The sequence below is a fragment of the Comamonas sp. C11 genome, assembly GCF_024496285.1.
In the GTDB taxonomy this organism is placed as follows: domain Bacteria; phylum Pseudomonadota; class Gammaproteobacteria; order Burkholderiales; family Burkholderiaceae_C; genus Comamonas; species Comamonas testosteroni_F.
On record NZ_CP101743.1, the window covers coordinates 3,991,694 to 4,009,550 of the forward strand.

The 17,857-nt window shown below is 61.2% G+C and carries 14 protein-coding genes and 1 pseudogene; 8 read left to right on the top strand and 7 right to left on the bottom strand.

Annotated features, from left to right (window positions below; translation table 11 throughout):
• The first annotated feature begins 271 nt into the window (after window positions 1-271).
• On the top strand, window positions 272-1,468 hold the full coding sequence (locus tag NOX35_RS18275) for a M20 aminoacylase family protein (RefSeq protein ID WP_182283573.1): 1,197 nt from the start codon (window positions 272-274) through the stop codon (window positions 1,466-1,468).
• A 65-nt stretch (window positions 1,469-1,533) separates the two neighbouring features.
• Here the strand turns inward: NOX35_RS18275 and NOX35_RS18280 are convergent, their stop codons facing one another.
• Both NOX35_RS18280 and ylqF read right to left on the bottom strand, forming a co-directional pair.
• Window positions 1,534-3,819: a bifunctional diguanylate cyclase/phosphodiesterase gene (locus tag NOX35_RS18280; protein WP_182283574.1), complete on the bottom strand. Its 2,286-nt coding sequence runs from the start codon at window positions 3,817-3,819 to the stop codon at window positions 1,534-1,536.
• Window positions 3,820-3,975: 156 nt separating this feature from the next.
• Window positions 3,976-4,929, bottom strand: coding sequence for a ribosome biogenesis GTPase YlqF (ylqF, locus tag NOX35_RS18285; protein WP_256494237.1), 954 nt, complete (start codon window positions 4,927-4,929; stop codon window positions 3,976-3,978).
• A gap of 123 nt (window positions 4,930-5,052) precedes the next feature.
• On the opposite strand from ylqF, the gene NOX35_RS18290 reads away from it, so the two are divergent.
• Together NOX35_RS18290 and NOX35_RS18295 are read left to right on the top strand one after the other, a co-directional pair.
• Complete coding sequence (locus NOX35_RS18290) at window positions 5,053-5,277, top strand: hypothetical protein (protein ID WP_182283576.1); 225 nt, start codon at window positions 5,053-5,055, stop codon at window positions 5,275-5,277.
• Window positions 5,274-5,492: an oxidoreductase-like domain-containing protein gene (locus tag NOX35_RS18295; protein WP_182283577.1), complete on the top strand. Its 219-nt coding sequence runs from the start codon at window positions 5,274-5,276 to the stop codon at window positions 5,490-5,492. The genes NOX35_RS18290 and NOX35_RS18295 overlap by 4 nt, the downstream gene beginning before the upstream one ends.
• A gap of 17 nt (window positions 5,493-5,509) precedes the next feature.
• On the opposite strand, the gene NOX35_RS18300 is transcribed toward NOX35_RS18295, so the two are convergent.
• From NOX35_RS18300 to NOX35_RS18320, 5 genes are all read right to left on the bottom strand, one after another.
• Window positions 5,510-7,165: a methyl-accepting chemotaxis protein gene (locus NOX35_RS18300; RefSeq protein ID WP_256494238.1), complete on the bottom strand. Its 1,656-nt coding sequence runs from the start codon at window positions 7,163-7,165 to the stop codon at window positions 5,510-5,512.
• Between the two features lie 157 nt (window positions 7,166-7,322).
• A complete protein-coding gene (gene gshA / locus NOX35_RS18305) occupies window positions 7,323-8,849 on the bottom strand; it encodes a glutamate--cysteine ligase (RefSeq protein ID WP_182283579.1) in 1,527 nt (508 codons plus the stop codon).
• A 317-nt stretch (window positions 8,850-9,166) separates the two neighbouring features.
• The gene (locus NOX35_RS18310) at window positions 9,167-10,078 is read right to left on the bottom strand and encodes an SDR family NAD(P)-dependent oxidoreductase (protein ID WP_034376464.1); all 912 of its coding nucleotides are present in this window, start codon (window positions 10,076-10,078) and stop codon (window positions 9,167-9,169) included.
• 799 nt (window positions 10,079-10,877) lie between these two features.
• On the bottom strand, window positions 10,878-11,858 hold the full coding sequence (locus NOX35_RS18315; protein WP_182283580.1) for a LysR family transcriptional regulator: 981 nt from the start codon (window positions 11,856-11,858) through the stop codon (window positions 10,878-10,880).
• 178 nt (window positions 11,859-12,036) lie between these two features.
• The gene (locus NOX35_RS18320; protein WP_256494243.1) at window positions 12,037-12,438 is read right to left on the bottom strand and encodes a TIGR02444 family protein; all 402 of its coding nucleotides are present in this window, start codon (window positions 12,436-12,438) and stop codon (window positions 12,037-12,039) included.
• Window positions 12,439-12,464: 26 nt separating this feature from the next.
• On the opposite strand from NOX35_RS18320, the gene NOX35_RS18325 reads away from it, so the two are divergent.
• The 5 genes and pseudogenes from NOX35_RS18325 (at window position 12,465) to NOX35_RS18345 (ending at window position 17,845) form a co-directional block, all read left to right on the top strand.
• On the top strand, window positions 12,465-13,073 hold the full coding sequence (locus tag NOX35_RS18325; protein ID WP_256494245.1) for a UbiX family flavin prenyltransferase: 609 nt from the start codon (window positions 12,465-12,467) through the stop codon (window positions 13,071-13,073).
• A 16-nt stretch (window positions 13,074-13,089) separates the two neighbouring features.
• Window positions 13,090-13,959 carry a xanthine dehydrogenase family protein subunit M gene (locus NOX35_RS18330; RefSeq protein ID WP_256494248.1) on the top strand — a complete coding sequence of 290 codons (870 nt, stop codon included), beginning with the start codon at window positions 13,090-13,092 and terminating at the stop codon, window positions 13,957-13,959.
• Window positions 13,956-14,444, top strand: coding sequence for a (2Fe-2S)-binding protein (locus tag NOX35_RS18335; protein ID WP_182283584.1), 489 nt, complete (start codon window positions 13,956-13,958; stop codon window positions 14,442-14,444). The genes NOX35_RS18330 and NOX35_RS18335 overlap by 4 nt, the downstream gene beginning before the upstream one ends.
• Window positions 14,441-16,736: pseudogene (locus NOX35_RS18340) on the top strand (xanthine dehydrogenase family protein molybdopterin-binding subunit). The gene NOX35_RS18335 and the pseudogene NOX35_RS18340 overlap by 4 nt, the downstream one beginning before the upstream one ends.
• Window positions 16,733-17,845, top strand: a complete 1,113-nt coding sequence (locus NOX35_RS18345; protein ID WP_256494250.1) for a GTP-binding protein — start codon at window positions 16,733-16,735, stop codon at window positions 17,843-17,845. Before NOX35_RS18340 ends, NOX35_RS18345 begins: the two are co-directional and overlap by 4 nt.
• Window positions 17,846-17,857 lie beyond the last annotated feature (12 nt).

A 17,857-nucleotide genomic window follows, 5' to 3' on the forward strand; every position in this document is an offset into this window, starting at 1 on the left:
ACTGCATCTGCCAGATATTTTGCCCTGCCAGACACGGCCAGCAGAGCTCATCCGGCCGCCCGCAAGAGGTCTCACGCCTGGTAAGTCACCGCTTGCTTTTTTCCCGGTTAGCACAAGCGCTGAAATCCCTGATTTCGGTATCTACCTAAGCCCCCACTCTTCGCATACGCCTATGATGGGGGTCTTGCTATTGAAATGCTGCGGTCACCGGCAGGCCCGCAACGCTTGCCTGCCACGACAGTTACAGCGCTGGGTGCTCCGCGGCCCCTGTATGCGATCTACACCCGATATCACTCCTCACCTCGGTACGCTGCTCAGTTTTCGCCGCGACCTGCACGCCAATCCTGAGCTCAAATACGAAGAGCACCGCACCGGCGACAAGGTCGCCGCATACCTCACAGCCCTGGGCCTGACCGTGCATCGTGGCCTGGGCCAGACTGGCATTGTCGCCAGCATCTACGGCAAGGGCCGCAGCAAGGACAACCCCGGCCGCAGCATCGGCATCCGCGCCGACATGGATGCCCTGCCCGTCACGGAAATCAACACCTTCGGGCACATCAGCCAGAACAAGGGCCGCATGCATGCCTGCGGCCACGACGGCCACACCACCATGCTGCTGGGAGCCGCCACCACCCTGGCTCAGCAGCCCGACTTTGACGGCACGGTACACCTGATCTTCCAGCCAGCCGAAGAAGGAGGCGCTGGCGCCAAGGCCATGATGGACGATGGCCTGTTCGACAAATTCCCCTGCGAAGCCGTGTTTGCGCTGCACAACTGGCCCTCGCTGCCGGCCGGCCAGATGGCCGTTCGCGTTGGCCCCATCATGGCCTCCACCCTGCGCTTTCAGATCAGGGTCCACGGCAAGGGCGGCCATGCGGCCATGCCCCACACCACGCTGGACCCGATTCCCGTGGCCTGTGCCATCGTCAGCCAGTTGCAGACCCTGGTCTCGCGCAGCACCGACCCCCTGGATTCGGCCGTGCTCACCGTGGGCAAGATCACCAGCGGCACCGTGGAAAACATCATTCCCGATGACGCCATCATCGCCGGCACCGTGCGCACCCTGAAGAAGGAAACGCGCGAGATGTTTGTCGAAGGCCTCAAGCGCATCAGCAGCCATGTGGCAGCCGCCCATCTGTGCAAGGCCGAATTCACGCTGCGCCCCGGCGCCTACCCCAACACCACCAACCACGCCCGCGAAGCCAAGTTCATGGCCGCCGTGATGCGTGAAGTGGTCGGTGATGACAACGCCTTTGACGATGTGCTGCCCGCCATGACCTCCGAAGACTTCGGCTTCATGCTGGAGGCCGTCCCCGGCGCCTACGGCTGGATTGGCAATGCCAAGGGCGACCAGCCCGGCGTGAGCCTGCACAATCCGGCCTACGACTTCAACGATGACAACATCGGACGCGGCTCCAGGTTCTGGGATCTGCTGGCACGTCGCTATTTTGAGCAGCCGGCCGCCTGACAACAGCCAAGAACTACGCTATTCATGGCTGATAGCCCTCAACCAGCAATGGTTGTGGGCTTTTTTCATATCTTGGCAGCGGCATCGGGCTCGCCCAGCACCTCGACCAGCCAACGCTGCTGCGGCATGGGCATGCCGAGCAGCATGCCCTGCAGCACGATGTCCGCGTTCCACTGCGTCAGCTGCAGCGCCTGCTCGGACAGTTCCACGCCTTCTGCCACCACGCGCAGTTGCAAGCGGCGCGCCACCAGCAACATGGCCTCCACCAGGGCGGCATCTTTTTCGGAGCGATGGCTGCCGCTGACAAAGCTTCTGTCGATCTTGAGTTCCTGAATCGGCAGGTGCTGCAGGCTGTACATGCTGGAATAGCCGGTCCCGAAGTCATCGAGAGAAATCTCTATGCCCAGGCCGCGCAGTGCCAGCATGCGCCGGCGTGCCTGATCCAGATCTCGCAGCAAGGTGCCTTCGGTGATCTCCAGTGTCAGCTGGCGAGAATTGGCGCCGGTTTCCCTCAAGACCTTGTCCAGCGTGGCCATGAAGTCGTCATGCGCAAATTGCTGAGCGCTGACGTTGACCGACAGACGCAGTCCACGCTCTGCCATGGCCGGCCTGGCCAGCAGCATGCAGGCCTGACGCAGCACCCAATCGCCCAGACGCACGATGAGCTCGGACTCCTCGGCCACCGGAATGAACTCTCCCGGGCTTACCAGCCCCCATTCGGGGTGCTGCCAGCGCACCAGCGCCTCGGCACCCACGCAGTGGCCATGCGCATCGGTCTGGCTCTGCAGATACAGACGCAACTCCCCGTCGGAGATGCCGTGGTACAAATCTCTGGCAATGCGCACGCGCCGATACACATCCTGGGCCATGCGCGGCTCGAACAGCACCACACTGCCCGGACCGCCCAGCTTGGCCTCATGCAAGGCCACACTGGCAAAACGCAGCACGTCATGGCTGTTGCCGCCTTTGATGGCCGGCTCCAGCACCGCACCGCCAATGCAGCAGCTGACAAACTCGGTTTCCACCCAGCTATTGAGAGAAAAGGGCTTTTGCAAGGCCTTCTTCAAGGTCTGCGCATACAGCAGCAGTTGCTCCTCCACGCCCTGGACATGCTTGTGCAGGTTGTCGAAGACAATGGCAAACTCCGCAGCCGCGATACGCGCAATCCAGGCATCGTCGGGCAGCACCTCGACCAGTCTGGCCCCCATGGCCTGCACCAACTCGTCGCTGTGCTGCATGCCATGCACATCGCTGAAGACGGAAAAGCGATCTACGTCCAGCAGCAGCAGGCCATGACTGACATCCTGCCGAACCAGGGCCAGTTCGCGCAGATGCAAGGTCAGCGAATGGCGGTTGGGCAGACCCGTGAGCGGGTCCAGGTAGACCAGGTCGTGGATGCGCCGCTCGGCCAGCACGCGCTCGGAGAGATCGCGCTTGAGCTCCACATAATTGACCACCTCTCCCTGCGGCGTGCGAATCGGCGTCACCTGCACCGATTCGCGCAAGGCCTCGCCCTTGCTGGTGCGATTGGTCATCTCGCCGCGCCACAGCGAGCCCGTGGCCAGCTGCTTGAGCGCGCGCTGGCGGTGACTGCGATCCATGCCCATGGTGGATACCAGTTCGGTAGACTGGCCGAGCACCTGCTCGCGCGTATAGCCCGAGCGTAGCAGAAAGGCCTCGTTGACATAGATGACCTTCAACTGCGGGTCGGTGATGACGATGCTCTCGGGACTCTGTTCGACCGCCCGATAGAACTTGCGCAGCTCGTTCTGGCTGGCCTCCAGCGCCGCCAGCATCTCCTGGCTTTTCTGTACGCGCCGTCCCAGGCTGGCTCTGGCCTGCAGGCAGATGATGAGCACCAGCATCATCATGCCCAGCACATGGATCAGTGCCAGCAGATGCTCGGTGGCAGACAGCGCCGCAGAGGGCATGCCGATCTGCTGAGCCAGCCACCACAGGGCTGCGACGACGAGGGTGGACAGGAGCAGCATCGCCAGGGCGGCACGCGTGCCCTGCACCCAGACCGCAACCACCAGCCAGGCCGGGAAAGCCATCACGGCCGGCCCATAAAGCCCTCCCGTGTGCCAGGCCCAGAGCAGGCTCAGCAGCCAGTTGCCCCAGACAAAACAGTACACGGCCCAGGCCCACTGCCTGGCCTTGGCCAGCCCCATGCACAGCAGCGACAGCAGCATGACGCCTCCGGACAGGGCCAGATCCATGTTGTCCACCGCGGGCGCCAGCAGCCAGACCAGACTCATCAAGACGCCCAGGGCCCACATCCAGAGACAGCCCAGCCACACCATGCGACGCATGGGCAACCGGTATCTGGCCTCGACAAAATGACGCCGCATGCAAGCCCTTCAGCATTCAGACTGGATGACGAATGCTAGGGGCAGTTGCCAATTAGTTCAATTGTCTGGCGAGCCAGGTCTTGAAAACCCAGACACGCGGCCTGCCCGGCTTGAGCGCATGCCAGCCATGGCAGCATCGGGCTTGTCGTCAGCAGCCTAACGCTGCTGCTGCTGCCGCCGCGCGCTCCGGCGCGCTTTGGTCTGGGCGTCCTTCCTGGCCTGGCGCTCCGCATCCTTTTGCTGGCCCTCGGCAAGCCAGGCCTCGAATTCGGCCGGAGTCTCCAGCGTGATGCGGCCTATGCTCACATCACGGAAGTCGGTCAGCACCAGCTCGGCCGCCTTTTGCAGATTCACGCGACCGCCGCTCATCACGGCACCACGCTTTTTGCCGATCAGCGTCAGCAGCTCGTCATCGTGCAGTGCTGCGATCTCCTCGGCCGAGATTCCCAGCTTGTAGCGCGCCTCCAGCATGGGAGCGTAGTGCTTTTGCAGATACAAAAGCAGCTCCAGAGCCACCAGGTCTTCGTCATAGGCATTGCGCCCCACGGCTCCGCTGGCAGCCAGGTTGTAGCCGCTTTTCTCCACGATGATGCGCGGCCACAGCATGCCGGGCGTGTCCCAGAGGTAGAAGTCGTCGGCCAGCACGATGCGCTGCTCCAGCTTGGTCACGCCGGCCTCATTACCGGTCTTGGCCTGGGTCTTGCCACTCATGGAGTTGATCAGCGTGGACTTGCCCACATTGGGTACGCCACATATCAGCACGCGCATGGGCTTGGCCAGACCGCCGCGCGAAGGCGCCAGCAGCTTGCACTGCTCGATCAGGCGCTTGGTGGGAGCGGGTTCCGAGGCATCCAGCGCAATGGCGCGCGTCTCGCTCTGGGCGTTGTACCAGTCCATCCAGGCCTTGGTCTGGACCGGATCGGCCATGTCCTGCTTGTTGAGTATCTTCAGGCGCGGCTTGTGGCCCGTCATCTCCTGCAGCAAGGGGTTGGCGCTGGAGCCGGGCAAGCGTGCATCCAGGACCTCGATGACCACATCGATTTCCTTGACGCGCTCCGTGATGGCCTGACGCGTCAGATGCATGTGACCGGGAAACCATTGGATGGCCATAAGCGGAGATCTTTCTTTTTTGCAGGGTGTGGGCGCGCAATGGGCGCAAACACCCTTTTATGTCAGTGAATTCAGGCGCGCAAGGATAATCTCCCTCTGCTTTTCTGACCTGCCAGCTCGCTTATGCCCCTGCCCTCCGCCCCCCAAAAGTCCAAAGCCCGCAACGAAGTTCTGATCAAGGGCCTGACGATTGCACTGATCGGCATCATCATCTTGCTGGCCCCGGTGTTCAAGCCTGAAAGCGGCATTGCCCAGCTGTTTGCCCAGTCCCATATCGTGGGCTGGTTCGCCCTGGTGCTGGGTCTGGCCTTCATAGCCCAGTTTCTCTGGGTTCGCTTCAAGAAATGAGCGATGCGGCCCTGCTGCAGCCGCTGACCCAGGCTCGCAGCCAGATAGCGCTGTGGCAGCAGCGCGCCGCAGCAGCGGCGGTGACACTGCGTCAGCCGCCTCCCGAGCCCACGAGTTGCTGCGGGCGCGGCTGCAACGGTTGCGTCTGGGAAGGTTACTACGGTGCGCTGACTTTCTGGCTGGAGGATGCGGCCCAAGCCCTGACCGCCGCCTGAAACCCGCTACTCGGGATTTATGCCATTTCGGCTTCCAGCGCAGCCAGGCGAGGCACATGGACTTCTTTTTCCATGACGTCTACCTCGATATCGGCGATCTCGTTATCCAGCGCTTGATAGTCGATACGGAAGCGCCCCGCCCCGGCCTCCAGCCTTTGCGCCTGATGGAATAGCTCGCGCGCTGCCGCGCTGGACTCTGCCACCAGACCGGCGTTCTGGCTGGTCATGTGGTCCAGCGCCTGCACCGCCTCGCTGATCTGTGCGATACCCTGGTTCTGCGCCTGAGCCGCCTCGGTGATCGATGCGATCAGACCGCTGACCGTGCGCACATCGCGCACGATATGCTCCATGCGCTGGCCGGCCTGCAGCGCCAATGTCTGTCCCGACTTCATCTGCTTGGTGGAGTGTTCCATGAGCTGGCGGATCTGCTTGGCCGCTTCGGCACTGCGTTGGGCCAGCTCGCGCACCTCGGCCGCCACCACGGCAAAGCCACGGCCCTGAGTGCCTGCCCGCGCCGCCTCCACGGCGGCATTCAGTGCAAGGATATTGGTCTGGAAGGCAATGCCGTCAATCACCCCCACGATGGCCGCCACCTGCTGGCTGCTTTGCGCCATGTGCTCCATATTGCGAACCACCTCCTGCACCACGCTGCCTCCGCTGGCCGCCGCCTCGGCGGCGCTGCGCGCGCTCTGGTCGGCATGGCGCGCACTGTCGGCCGAATGGGTGACCAGGGTGACCATGTTTTCTATGCTGCTGACCGTGGCCTTGAGTTGCTCTGCAGCATGGGCTGTGCGATCGGAGAGATCGCTGTTGTCCTGTGCCATCTGGCTGGATGCGGCAGCCACTGCCTCCACGCCCCCCTGCACCTCGCCGACCAGGCCACGCAACTGCCGAGTCATCAGCGCCAGCGACTGCATGAGCCGACCCAGCTCGTCGCTACGCCCCGTTGCCGGCGGTGCATAGCTGAGATCGCCCGCAGCAATGGTCTGTGCCAGCTGCACCGCCTCGCTCAAGGGCGTGGTGATGGAGCGAATCGTCGTCAGCGACAGCAATGCCCCCACCAGGCCCATGAACAGGCCCACGCCCACGGCCATGCGCTTGGCGATGGCGGTTTGCTCGCGGCCATGCTGCTCGGCGTCCAGGCGCTGCTGCTGCTGGGCATCGATAAAGGCATCCTGCGCCTGGACATAGCGCCTGGAAGCGGGGATCAGTTGTTCGTCCACCAGCTTCTGCGCCTCCCAGGCCTTGCCCAGATCACGCGCCTGATAGGCCTGCTCGTAGATATCGAGCACTGCCTTGCGTTCCTGCTCCACCCTGGCCAGCCCGCTGCGATCGACGTCGCTCTGAGCCTCAGCCTGCACCTGTTGCTGCAGACCACCGGCATGTTGCATCAGCCCACGCGCTTTCTGCGAGAGCTGAGCAATCAGATGCTCTTCCGAAGAGAGCACGCTGGCCAGCGCCGCCTCCACGCTCTGCAGCGTCAGCGCCTGCCAGCGCAGCGCAAGATTGATGCGCTTGTCCGTGGCCTGAACAGCGGCGCTGACCCGCTGCTCCACATTCTGCAGATAGCTGAACAGGCCGCCTGCCACCAGCACATTGCACAGCAACAGCCCCAGGAACAAGGCCCACATCTTGCGAGCCACCGATAGGTTCTGGAATTTCTTCAACAACATGAGCACACCGCCGATCAAGCGCGGAGCGCAGTGCTCCGCTGATCGTTACGATATGAAACACAGATGACAGTGACGTGACAGCCGCAGCACCGAATGCAATAAAAAAGCGCCTGCAACCCAGAGATTGCAAGCGCCCCCAGCTATCAAATTCCAAGAATTACAGCAGGCTGGCTGGATCCATATAGCGCTGGCGCCACTCTTCGAACGTCATGGTGTCGGCAGCCTCGATGGCTTGCTGCGCGGTCACCGACTCCTGGCTCATCTGCTCGTAGCGTGTCTGCTGCTCGGCCGTCCAGGGCATGGCCAGCAAGGCATCGCGCGCCTTGGCGGACTGCATGGTCATGAAGTCTATGAAACGGTTGTCATAGGCGCCGGTAAGCTCCTGCAGCACATGGGCCGAGGGCGTGGACTGCGCATCCTGCACGCGAGCCAGGGCCTGATCCAGCGCAGCGCTGTAGTCGCTTGTGCCGTGCGCAGCATCCAGCGCCTGGGCATAGGGACGGCATTGCTCGAGCACATCCTGTGCCCAGTCGGTCAGCAGCACCTGCTGGCCGTTGCGCACCAGCTTCAGGCCCGGCTCGCGGCCCTGCTCCGCGGCCAGATGCTGGTTGTGCTTGAGGTCGGCAATTTCCTGGGGCGTGTCGTCGGGGCTGTCGCTGTACAGGCAGTGCAGCAGAAAGACGTCGATCATGCGCATGGTGGCCGGGGCAATGCCCACGGTTTCATAGGGATCGATGTCCATGAGCCGCACTTCCACATATTCCACACCGCGCTCGCGCAGCGCGTGAAGCGGGCGCTCGCCGCTCTTGACAGTACGTTTGGGGCGGATGGTGCCGTAGAACTCGTTCTCGATCTGCAGCAGGCCCGTGCCCAGCTGGTTGTAGTCGCCACCGGGGTTCCTCACGCCCAGTTGCTCGTAGGCCGGGTAAGGACGGGTCAGCGCCTCATGCAGCGAGTCCGCATAGCCGTCGAGTCCGTTGTAGCTGACATTGATGCTGGACTGCGCGTCGCTCTGATAGCCCAGGCGTCCCATGCGCAGCGATGTGGCATAGGGCAGATACAGCGCATGCCTGCCATCGCCCAGCGGTTGCAGGCGATGCTCACGCCCTTCCACAAAGCAGGGACACAGCGCGGGAGAAGCGCCATACAGATACAGCAGCACAAAGGCGTTGCGGCGGAAGTTACGGATCAGCGCAAAGTACTGGTCGCTGCTCACCCCAGGCAGCGACCAGTTGTAATGAATCCCCGAGATGGTCTGCATGCGGCGGCCATAGCGGTGGCCCAGACCCATGCGGTACACACTCTTGGAACGGCCCGAGTGCGAGCTGCCATAGCGGCCCAGCGGAATCGTCTCGTCCGTAGGCAGGCGGCAGGGCATGCTGGAGTTCCACATCAACTCGCCGCTTTCGCTGAGGTTGCGCAGCACGAACTGATGGACTTCGGTCAGCTCGTCCAGACATTCCTCGACACCCAGGCGTGCGCCGGTGATGAGTTCCAGCTGGGACTCGCTGTAATCGGTGGTGATGTGCGGGTGCGTGAGAGCCGAGCCCAGTTCCGCAGGGTGCGGCGTCAGGGCCAGCGAGCCCGTGGCCAGTGCCCGCAGCCCCTCTTTCTCGATGCCGCGACGAATGCCCAGCAGCCTTTCGGCGGTGGGCATATTCACGGCGGCCTGCGATGTCTTCATTGTTCTTACCTTCTTAGTGAAGACGCTGACGACAAACTTCGTCTGCCCAATCGCGCCCAGACGGCGAATGATAGAGAAACAAGACGCAACGCGATGGCGGCTGGCCGCTTAACCACGTTTTTCGGCCTGTTGAGCTGCCAAGAGCCAGGGCCTCTGCCAGAAGTTTGTCAGGTTAACAGCAACCCAAACATGAGCACATGCTCACTCCAAAACAGAAAAAGCCCTCGCGAGAGGGCTTTTTTCAGCTGTGCTAATCGCAACCGCCAGCCGCTCTTGCCGCTCGTACAGGGCCAAAAATGCGGCGACTTTGGCCTTGATCAATGTCCATGCGCTTTCATGGCCTTGCCCACTTCCACCTGTCCCTGGACGGCGCCGCTGGCCGGCACCTGCTGGCCCTCGCTGGCCGTGACTTCGGCCAGGCGCGCGGCCAGCTCCTCGGGGACGGTCTCGCCCATGCCCAGATAGATACCCTCGGTCATGGTGATGTGCGCCGCCTCGAAACCGCCGGCGCCGGCACAGACGATGGTGCGCGTAGGCGCGCTCTCGTGCGCCAGCACCAGCATGGCGGGCACCACGGCCTCCGGCTTCAGGGCCTCCAGCACCGGCTCGGGCAGCAGGCCCGCCGTCATGCGTGTGGCCGCCGTGGGGGCCAGCGCATTGACCCGGATATTGTGCTTGGCCCCTTCGATGGCCAGCGTCTGCATCAGGCCCACCTGGGCCAGCTTGGCCGCGCCATAGTTGGCCTGGCCGAAATTGCCGTAGAGGCCCGTGGACGAAGTCGTCATCACGATGCGGCCATAGTTCTGCTCCTGCATATAGGGCCAGACGGCCTTGCAGCAATTGGCCGCGCCCATCAGGTGCACGTCGACGACCAGGCGGAAGTCCGCCATGTCCATCTTGGCAAAGCTCTTGTCGCGCAGAATGCCGGCGTTGTTGACCAGAATATCCACGCGCCCCCAGGCCGTGATGGCCTGCTTGACCATGGCCTGCACGGCTTCGAAGTCGGTCACGGAGGCCGCGTTGGCAATCGCCTCGCCGCCCGCCGCACGGATTTCATCGACCACCTGCTGCGCCGCCGTGGCCGAGCCGCCCGAGCCGTCCACCGCGCCGCCCAGATCGTTGACCACCACCTTGGCGCCGCGCCTGGCCAGCGCCAGTGCATGCAGACGCCCCAGACCGCCGCCCGCCCCCGTCACGATGGCCACACGACCTTGAAAATCCATTGCCATGATGTCTTGCTCCTTGCTTGTGCATTGATGCGGCCACTTTAAGCGCCCATGCTGCAGCGCAACGTAGCGTTTGCGACTGCCTGCGGGTAAGTCAGGAGAATGCTACCAATATGAAAGCATCCACCGCAAGTTACAAATTGATTTCAATAAGAAAAGCATTCAAATTTCAACATTAACAATCGCTACAAGCTATATCTCTAATAGCAAACATCGGTCATCCACAATCGCTGCTCTGGGTAATTAAAGTCGTAAACACAGGCCGAGCATCCATGCGCCTTCCAGAGCATCACTTGCGCAGCCCTGTCGAACTAAAGTCGTAAACACCCTCCAGAGTCCATAAAAACGGACACCTACAAAAGACCGCATTCGTCAAATTTTTTCAAGTTAACGCCTTCCAGGTGGTTCGCTGTCAAGAATTTGATAGTGCCAATCTCCCGGTTACCTGACCGCTGTGTCAGCCGATTGACTCTCCCTTGGCCAGAGACTGCTGCAAGCGCGATCGGCGTCTCGCAGATGGCCGGTCCACTCAGGACGGAGTGAACGGAGGTGTGCTCAGCCAGGCTGCTTGCCGATCTCGTGCATGCTATCGCCGACTTTCAGCAATACCACATCAGTACTTTCTGAGCTTCAGCGGAGTCCCCCTGTCCTTGCTTCATGTCCCGCCGGAGGCAGTCGTTGCGTTGCATTGATCAGTTGAATCCACGCTCAACACCTTGAGGATGAAAGTGCCTGATTTATTCGGCAAGAACGTGCGCAATCAGCAGGGATCTGACAACCATCTAGAAACCGCTGGTCAGAATCACACCTGATGCTCTAGTGCGCATCCAAACTGATAGCAAACATTGCAGAAGCAATGACCATCATTGCCCTCCTCGTTAAAGCGCGATCTTTTAAGACTTGTCCAACTCACCAATGCATCGCTGAACTTCTTTGCTGCAGGAGACAGTGAATGCGCGGAATGAAGCACCAGCACGACTTCTCGCTCCACTCGAGGTTGGGAAATGGGCTTAAGCACGAGCCCCATCGACTCCGAAAGGCGGCGGGTAGAGCCCGTCAGAACACCTACACCTAGTCCCCCTGCAACCATACCGACAACGGTCAGCGGCAGTGCAACTTCATGCACGTATTTCAGCGACACGCCTTCACTAGCCAGAGAAAACTCCAGCGCCGTTCTTACCGGATTTCCCTTGCGAGACCCTATCAAGGGGTGTTTTTGCAATTCCTTCCAGGTCACGCTTCTTTTTTTCGCCAAAGCATGGTCATGCGGCATCACGGCAAAGAAAGGTTCTGACCACAGTGTTTTCATAGACAGATCTCCATGGTCACCAAATGCCGTACCCACGCCAAAATCCACAGCACCGCCCTTGACCATCTGGATGACATCGTCCTGGGTAACATCGAGCAGCTCAATCTTGATGCCCGGATGCATCTCGCAGAAGAACTTGACCATTCGGGGAAGCACCAGAGCCGCCTGCATGGAAGAAGCCGCAATCGAAACCCGCCCCCTCTCCAGCGTCTTGAGCTGCGCTGAGCCGTCGAGCATGGCCGCCAGATCTGCCAGTGTTTTGCGCGCCAGCGGCAGTATCTGCATGCCGCCCTCGGTCAGGCGCAGCATGCGCGTGTGACGATCAAAGAGCTTGAGGCCAAGCAACCCCTCCAGTTCCTTGAGTTGCGTGCTGATGCTGGACTGCGGCAATCCCAGCGATTCACCGGCTCTGGTGAGACTACCCTCCTCAGAAACCGCGACAAACACTTCCAGCTGACGTAGGGTAATCGACATGTATTTATCGCCAAATCATATGAATCGGCAATGAATATATAAGCCTTCGATAGTTTTACAAAGCTTCACCTTCTGCCAGCATTAACTCATCCCCGTGACGAAAGGGCTTCGTCGGGCCGGTTTTCCTAAGCAGGAGGCCAGGATGCTGTGCTCTACCCTAATATTCTCAAGGGGAGCTTCAGATCTTGCAGCCAGCGGCACTCGCCGCAGCAGATCGAGCCAGGTATTTATCGAGCCACTCACAGAGCATCCCCACTTGCACGCGTTCGGCTTGCAGCTCGGACGCTTGAATCCGGGCTCTGAGCTGCGCAGCATCGCTCACCCGCTCCATCATGGGCTTCAGCGCACGGCGAACCTGACGCAGTGGCTGCACCACCTGCGCACGCCAATCGCGCACGCAATCATCAGCCTCTTGCCTGTCCCGGGCATCGAGCCGGAATCCACGAGCCTGCACGCATTCGCAGAAAAGCTCCAGAACCACATCCACCCCGCGCTCGTCCTGCTGCAGCAGCAGCTCAGCCGCGCGACCGGGAACCGCATAGCGCTCACCGATTTCCTTCCAGGCCTGTTCCGGGGTCATGGCTTTCATATGTCTTGGAGAGTTTCATGAAGATGCAGCAGCTCAACCGTCAGCGTCTGATCGTGGCCATCTCCGGCGCATCCGGATTCATCTATGGCTACAGGCTACTACAGCTTTTGCAGGGTACGGACATTGATGTGCACCTGATCCTGAGCCGCGCCGCACTAATCACCATGGGCGCGGAAACCGATCTCAAGCTGTCTCAGGTCACCGCATTGGCGGCACAGGTTCACAAGAACGAAGACATCGGCGCCTGCGTTGCCAGCGGCTCCTGCAAATCACTGGGCATGGTGATTGCACCTTGCTCGATGAAAACGCTGGCCGAGATTGCCAACGGCATTGGCTCCACGCTGATTTCTCGCGCTGCCGACGTGATGCTCAAGGAGCGCCGCCGCCTGGTGCTGATGGCAAGAGAGACGCCGCTGACACTCACCCACCTCAGAAACATGCTGGCCGTGACGGAAATGGGCGCCATCGTCACCCCGCCGGTGCCCGCCTTCTACACCCGCCCAGCCAATCTCGACGAGATGGTGGACCACTCGCTGGGCCGGGTTCTGGATCTTTTCGACATTGAAGTGAACACCGTTAAGCGCTGGCAAGGGCTTTCGGCCATCCGCCGCAGCGAAGTCTCATGAAACAGGAGTCACAAGCATGAAGTTCTTTGAGTATGCAGAACCCGCCAGCCTGCAGGAGACCGCAGAACTGCTGCAAAGCTGCGCAGGCACTGCCAGCCTGATGGCCGGAGGTACGGATTTGCTGGTGATGATGAAAGAGCATGCGCGAGCACCGTCGCATGTGGTCAACATCAAGAAGATTCCGGGCCTGGATGACTTCAGTTTCACTGCGGAAGGCGGTCTGTGCCTGGGCGCACTGGTGACCACCCGACAGATCGAGACCTCGGACATCACACTCAAGCACTACGCCAGTCTGGCCAAGGCCTGCACAGACTTCGCCTCCATCCAGGTCCGCAACCGCGCCACGCTGGTGGGCAATGTCTGCCGTGCCTCGCCTTCGGCAGACAGCCTGCCGCCACTGATTGCCGACGATGCCGTGCTGCACATCTACGGCACGCAAGGGCGGCGCCAATGCCGGGTAGAAGATTTTCTGCAAGGCAGGGGGCGCACCACCTTGGCGACCGATGAAATCGTCACCCATATCCAGCTTCCCGCACCGGCTCAGCGCACCGGCAAGGTCTACATCAAACATGGCCGACGCAGCCAGATGGAACTAGCCACTGTCGGCGTGGCGGTCAGCGTGACGCTCAACGCAGCAGGAAAAGTGGATTCCATATCCATCGTTCTTGCCGCAGTGGGGCCCACGCCTTTGCGGGCTGCAGCCGCAGAGGCTCTGCTCAAGGGGCGCATACCTGATGAACAAGATATCGCAGCAGCAAGTCTGGCGGCAGCTATTGCAGCGACACCCATCAGCGATGTGCGCGCCAGCGCTGGCTACCGCCGGGACATGGTGCGCGTGCTGACTGCTCGCTCACTGACACAAGCCATCAAGGAGGCACAACAATGAACAAGCTCAATGTTTCCTGCACGGTCAATGGTGACCTGCTGGAGTTCGATGTCGCACCCAACCGCAGTCTGCTGGACGCGCTGCGCACCGAGATGGGCCTCACGGGCACCAAGAAAGGCTGCGATGTGGGCGAATGCGGCTCCTGCACCATCTTGTTCAATGGCCGCCCTGCCAACGCCTGCCTGATTCTGGCTGCAGAAGCCCAGGGCGCCGAAATCACCACCGTTGAAGGTCTGCAAGGTGCAGACGGCAAGCTCCATCCCTTGCAGGAATGCTTTATGCAATGCGGCGCGGCGCAATGCGGCTTCTGCACACCCGGCATTCTGATTGCAGCCAAAGCCTTGCTGGACGAGAACCCCTGCCCCAGCACCGAAGACATCCGCTTTGCCATCGCCGGCAACATCTGTCGCTGCACGGGATACACCAAAATTCTGGACGCCATTGCCGCAGCCGCCCCCGTCGCACAGGAGGCCAGCGCATCATGAGCCCAAAATCCATCATCGGAACCAGCGTCAGGCGCAACGACTTGCTGGCCAAGGTCACAGGCGATGCCAAATATGTGGCTGACATGCATCTGCCCGGCCTGCTGTATGCCAGGACCAAGCGCAGCAATGTCGCCCATGCCCGCATCGTGAAGATCGACACCAGCCGGGCTCTGGCCCTCGCGGGAGTGAAAGCCGTTCTGACCCATGAGAACGTACCCCGCGTGCTGCACGCAGGCTCACCACACCCACGCTCTGCATCGGTCACCTGCGATCAGTACATTCTGGACAGCAAGGTCAGGTACTGGGGTGAAAGTGTTGCCGTGGTCGCGGCAACAAGCGAAGAAATTGCAGAGCAGGCTCTTGATCTCATTGATATCGAGTATGAGCTACTTCCGGCTTTTTTCACCACCGAAGAAGCTCTGGCCGCACCAGCCTCCCAACGCATTCACGACCGAGAGCCTGGTGGCAACCTGGTACTGCCACCGGTTCGGGTACAGCGCGGGGATATCGTCAAAGGCTTTGAGGAAGCCGACTTTGTCCTCGAAGGCGAGTATGAAGGCGGCCGCCCTACTCCCGCCTATATGGAGCCCAACGCCTGCATGTGCCAGTGGGATGGCAACGGCAATCTCACGGTCTGGATCTCCACGCAGACGGCTTTCATGGTGCGCGGCATCATGGCCGAAGTGCTGGGCCTGCCGCTGCACAAGGTGCGCGTGCTGGTTGCACCATATGGGCGGCGGTTTCGGTGCCAAGCAGGACTTGTTCCAGAGCGAGTTCCTCTGCGCACTGCTAGCCAAACAGACGCGCCGCCCTGTGCGCATGGAGTTCTCTCGGGAAGAAACCTTCCTCGGAGGCCGCACCCGACACCCCTTCAAGATCTGGCTCAAACAGGGTTTTCGCAAGGACGGCAGCATCACCGCGCGCCAGGCCCGCGTGGTCTTCAACTCAGGTGCCTACGGCTCACATGGCCCGGGCGTGACCAACGTGGGCACAGCATCCCTGACATCGCTGTACCGCTGCGAGAACGTGGACCTGGAAGGGTTATGCGTCTATACCAACAGCCCCATCGCTGGTGCGTTTCGCGGCTATGGCGTCGTTCAGACCTATTTTGCGCTGGACCTGCAGCTTGATGAAGCGGCGCAGGTCTTGGGCATGAACCCGGCAGAGCTCAAGCTGATGAATGCCGTCAGCCAGGGCGATCTGGCCCCTTCGGGCCACCTCATCGTAGGCCACGGCTTGCCCGACTGCATACGCCGCGGCATGGAAGAGGTGCACTGGCCGCGTGGCTCAAGCCCGAAAGAGGGCCCGGTACGCCGGGGCTGGGGCATGGGCTGCGAAATGCATGGCAGCAGCGCCTACCCCGGCATCAAGGAGCAAGGCAATGCCATCGTCAAGATGAATGAAGACGGCACGGTAGTGCTGCTGACGGGCACCGCTGGTCTGGGCACAGGCGCCCATACGGCGCTGGCACAAATCGTGGCCCAGGAGCTGGGCCTGTGCTTTGAAGCCGTCAGCGTCATGCATGGAGACACCGACGTCGTTCCCTGGGACATTGGCGCATTTGCCAGCCACACAACCTATATGGGTGGGCGAGCAGCCCAGATGGCGGCAGCGAAGGTCAAAGAGCAACTGCTGGAGCGCGCTGCAGGCTATCTTGACACTGCAGCCTCCAACCTCCAGGTGTCACAGGGCGTGATATGTGGCCCCGATGGCAAAAGCATGAGCGTGCGTGATGCCGTCGCAGCGCGCAAAGGCATTCCGGCTGCGCAACTGGTGGGCACAGCCACCTACCACCCGACCAAGGCCTATTCCTTCGCGGCCCACTTTGCCGAGGTCAGCGTGGACACCGAAACCGGCCAGATCACGGTACTGCAGGTTGTACCCGTGCATGAAATTGGCAAGGTTATCCATCCGATTGCGGCTGCCGGCCAGATCGAAGGCGGCATACAGCAGGGCATAGGTCACACGCTTTACGAGGACTACCAGATCGACATGAGTACCGGGCGCTCACTGAATGCCAACTTTGTCGACTACAAGATGCCGCTGTCCATGGACATGCCTCAGATACGCACCGTGCTGCTGGAGACCGCGCCCGATCCAGGCGGGCCGTATGGCGCCAAAGGCGTGGGTGAGGACCCCATCATCGCCATCGGTCCGGCCATCGTGAACGCCGTGTATGACGCCATCGGCGTGCGCTTTCGTCACTACCCCATCCGTCCCGAGCAAGTGCTGCAAGCGCTCAAAGCCCGGACTGCGCAAAGCCACCGTGTCACAGAAGGAGCTTACACATGACCTCGACCTCTGAACGCCCCATTCCCGTCACCATACTCACTGGCTTTCTGGGGGCTGGCAAGACGACGCTGCTCAATCACATCCTCACGGAAAAGCATGGTCACCGCATCGCTGTGATCGAAAACGAGTTCGGCGAAATAGATGTGGACTCCGATCTGGTGATGGCCTCCGAAGAGGAAATCTTCCAGGTCGCCAATGGATGCATCTGCTGCGTGGTCGATGTGCGCAACGATCTGGTGCAGATTCTGCAGAAGCTGCTCGACCGCAAGGACCAGTTTGACCACATCCTGGTGGAGACCAGCGGACTGGCGGACCCCTCGCCCGTGGCCGCCACCTTCTTCATGGACAACGACGTGGCCAAGAAAGTGATGCTGGACGGCATCGTAACTCTGGTAGATGCCGTACACGTCCAGCCTCACCTGGACGATCCAGCCTTGGCCGAGTATGACAACCAGGCCGTCACGCAAATTGTGGTTGCAGACCGAATCCTGCTGAACAAGTCCGATCTGGTCGGCGAGTCCGAGCTCAAGGAGCTGGAGCGCCGCATCCGCACACTCAACAGCATTGCACCTGTGATGCGCACTGTGCAGGCCCAAGTGGACCTCTCCCAGATTCTGGGATTGCAGACATACGAGTCCGATGCCCTGTCCATGACAGACCCCGACTTTCTGCACAGGCCAGCCATTGGCGGCCATATCGGTGCCCATGCCTGCGATGAGCATTGCACGCACCAGGAACACGATCATCTGCCGGCCATTAGCCAGTCCGCTGACCATGCTCACACACACGACCCGTCCGTGAACTCCGTGTCGTTCACCTTTGACCGGCCCTTCGATATCGATGCCCTGATGCCCACGCTCAATGCACTGCTGAGCGAACACGGCGACGACATCTACCGCGTCAAAGGAATTTTGCATGTGCAAGGCGATGACCGCCGCCATGTGCTGCAAGGGGTTCACCGCCTGCTCGAACTCAAGCCCGCCCTGCCCTGGTGGGATGAAACACCCGGCAGCAAGCTGGTCTTCATTGGTCGCCATCTCAATGCCTCGCAACTGCAAAGCGCACTCACTCGCCACCTGGTTTCCATCGAGGCTCAGGAAGCCGCCTGAAGCGCTTCAACC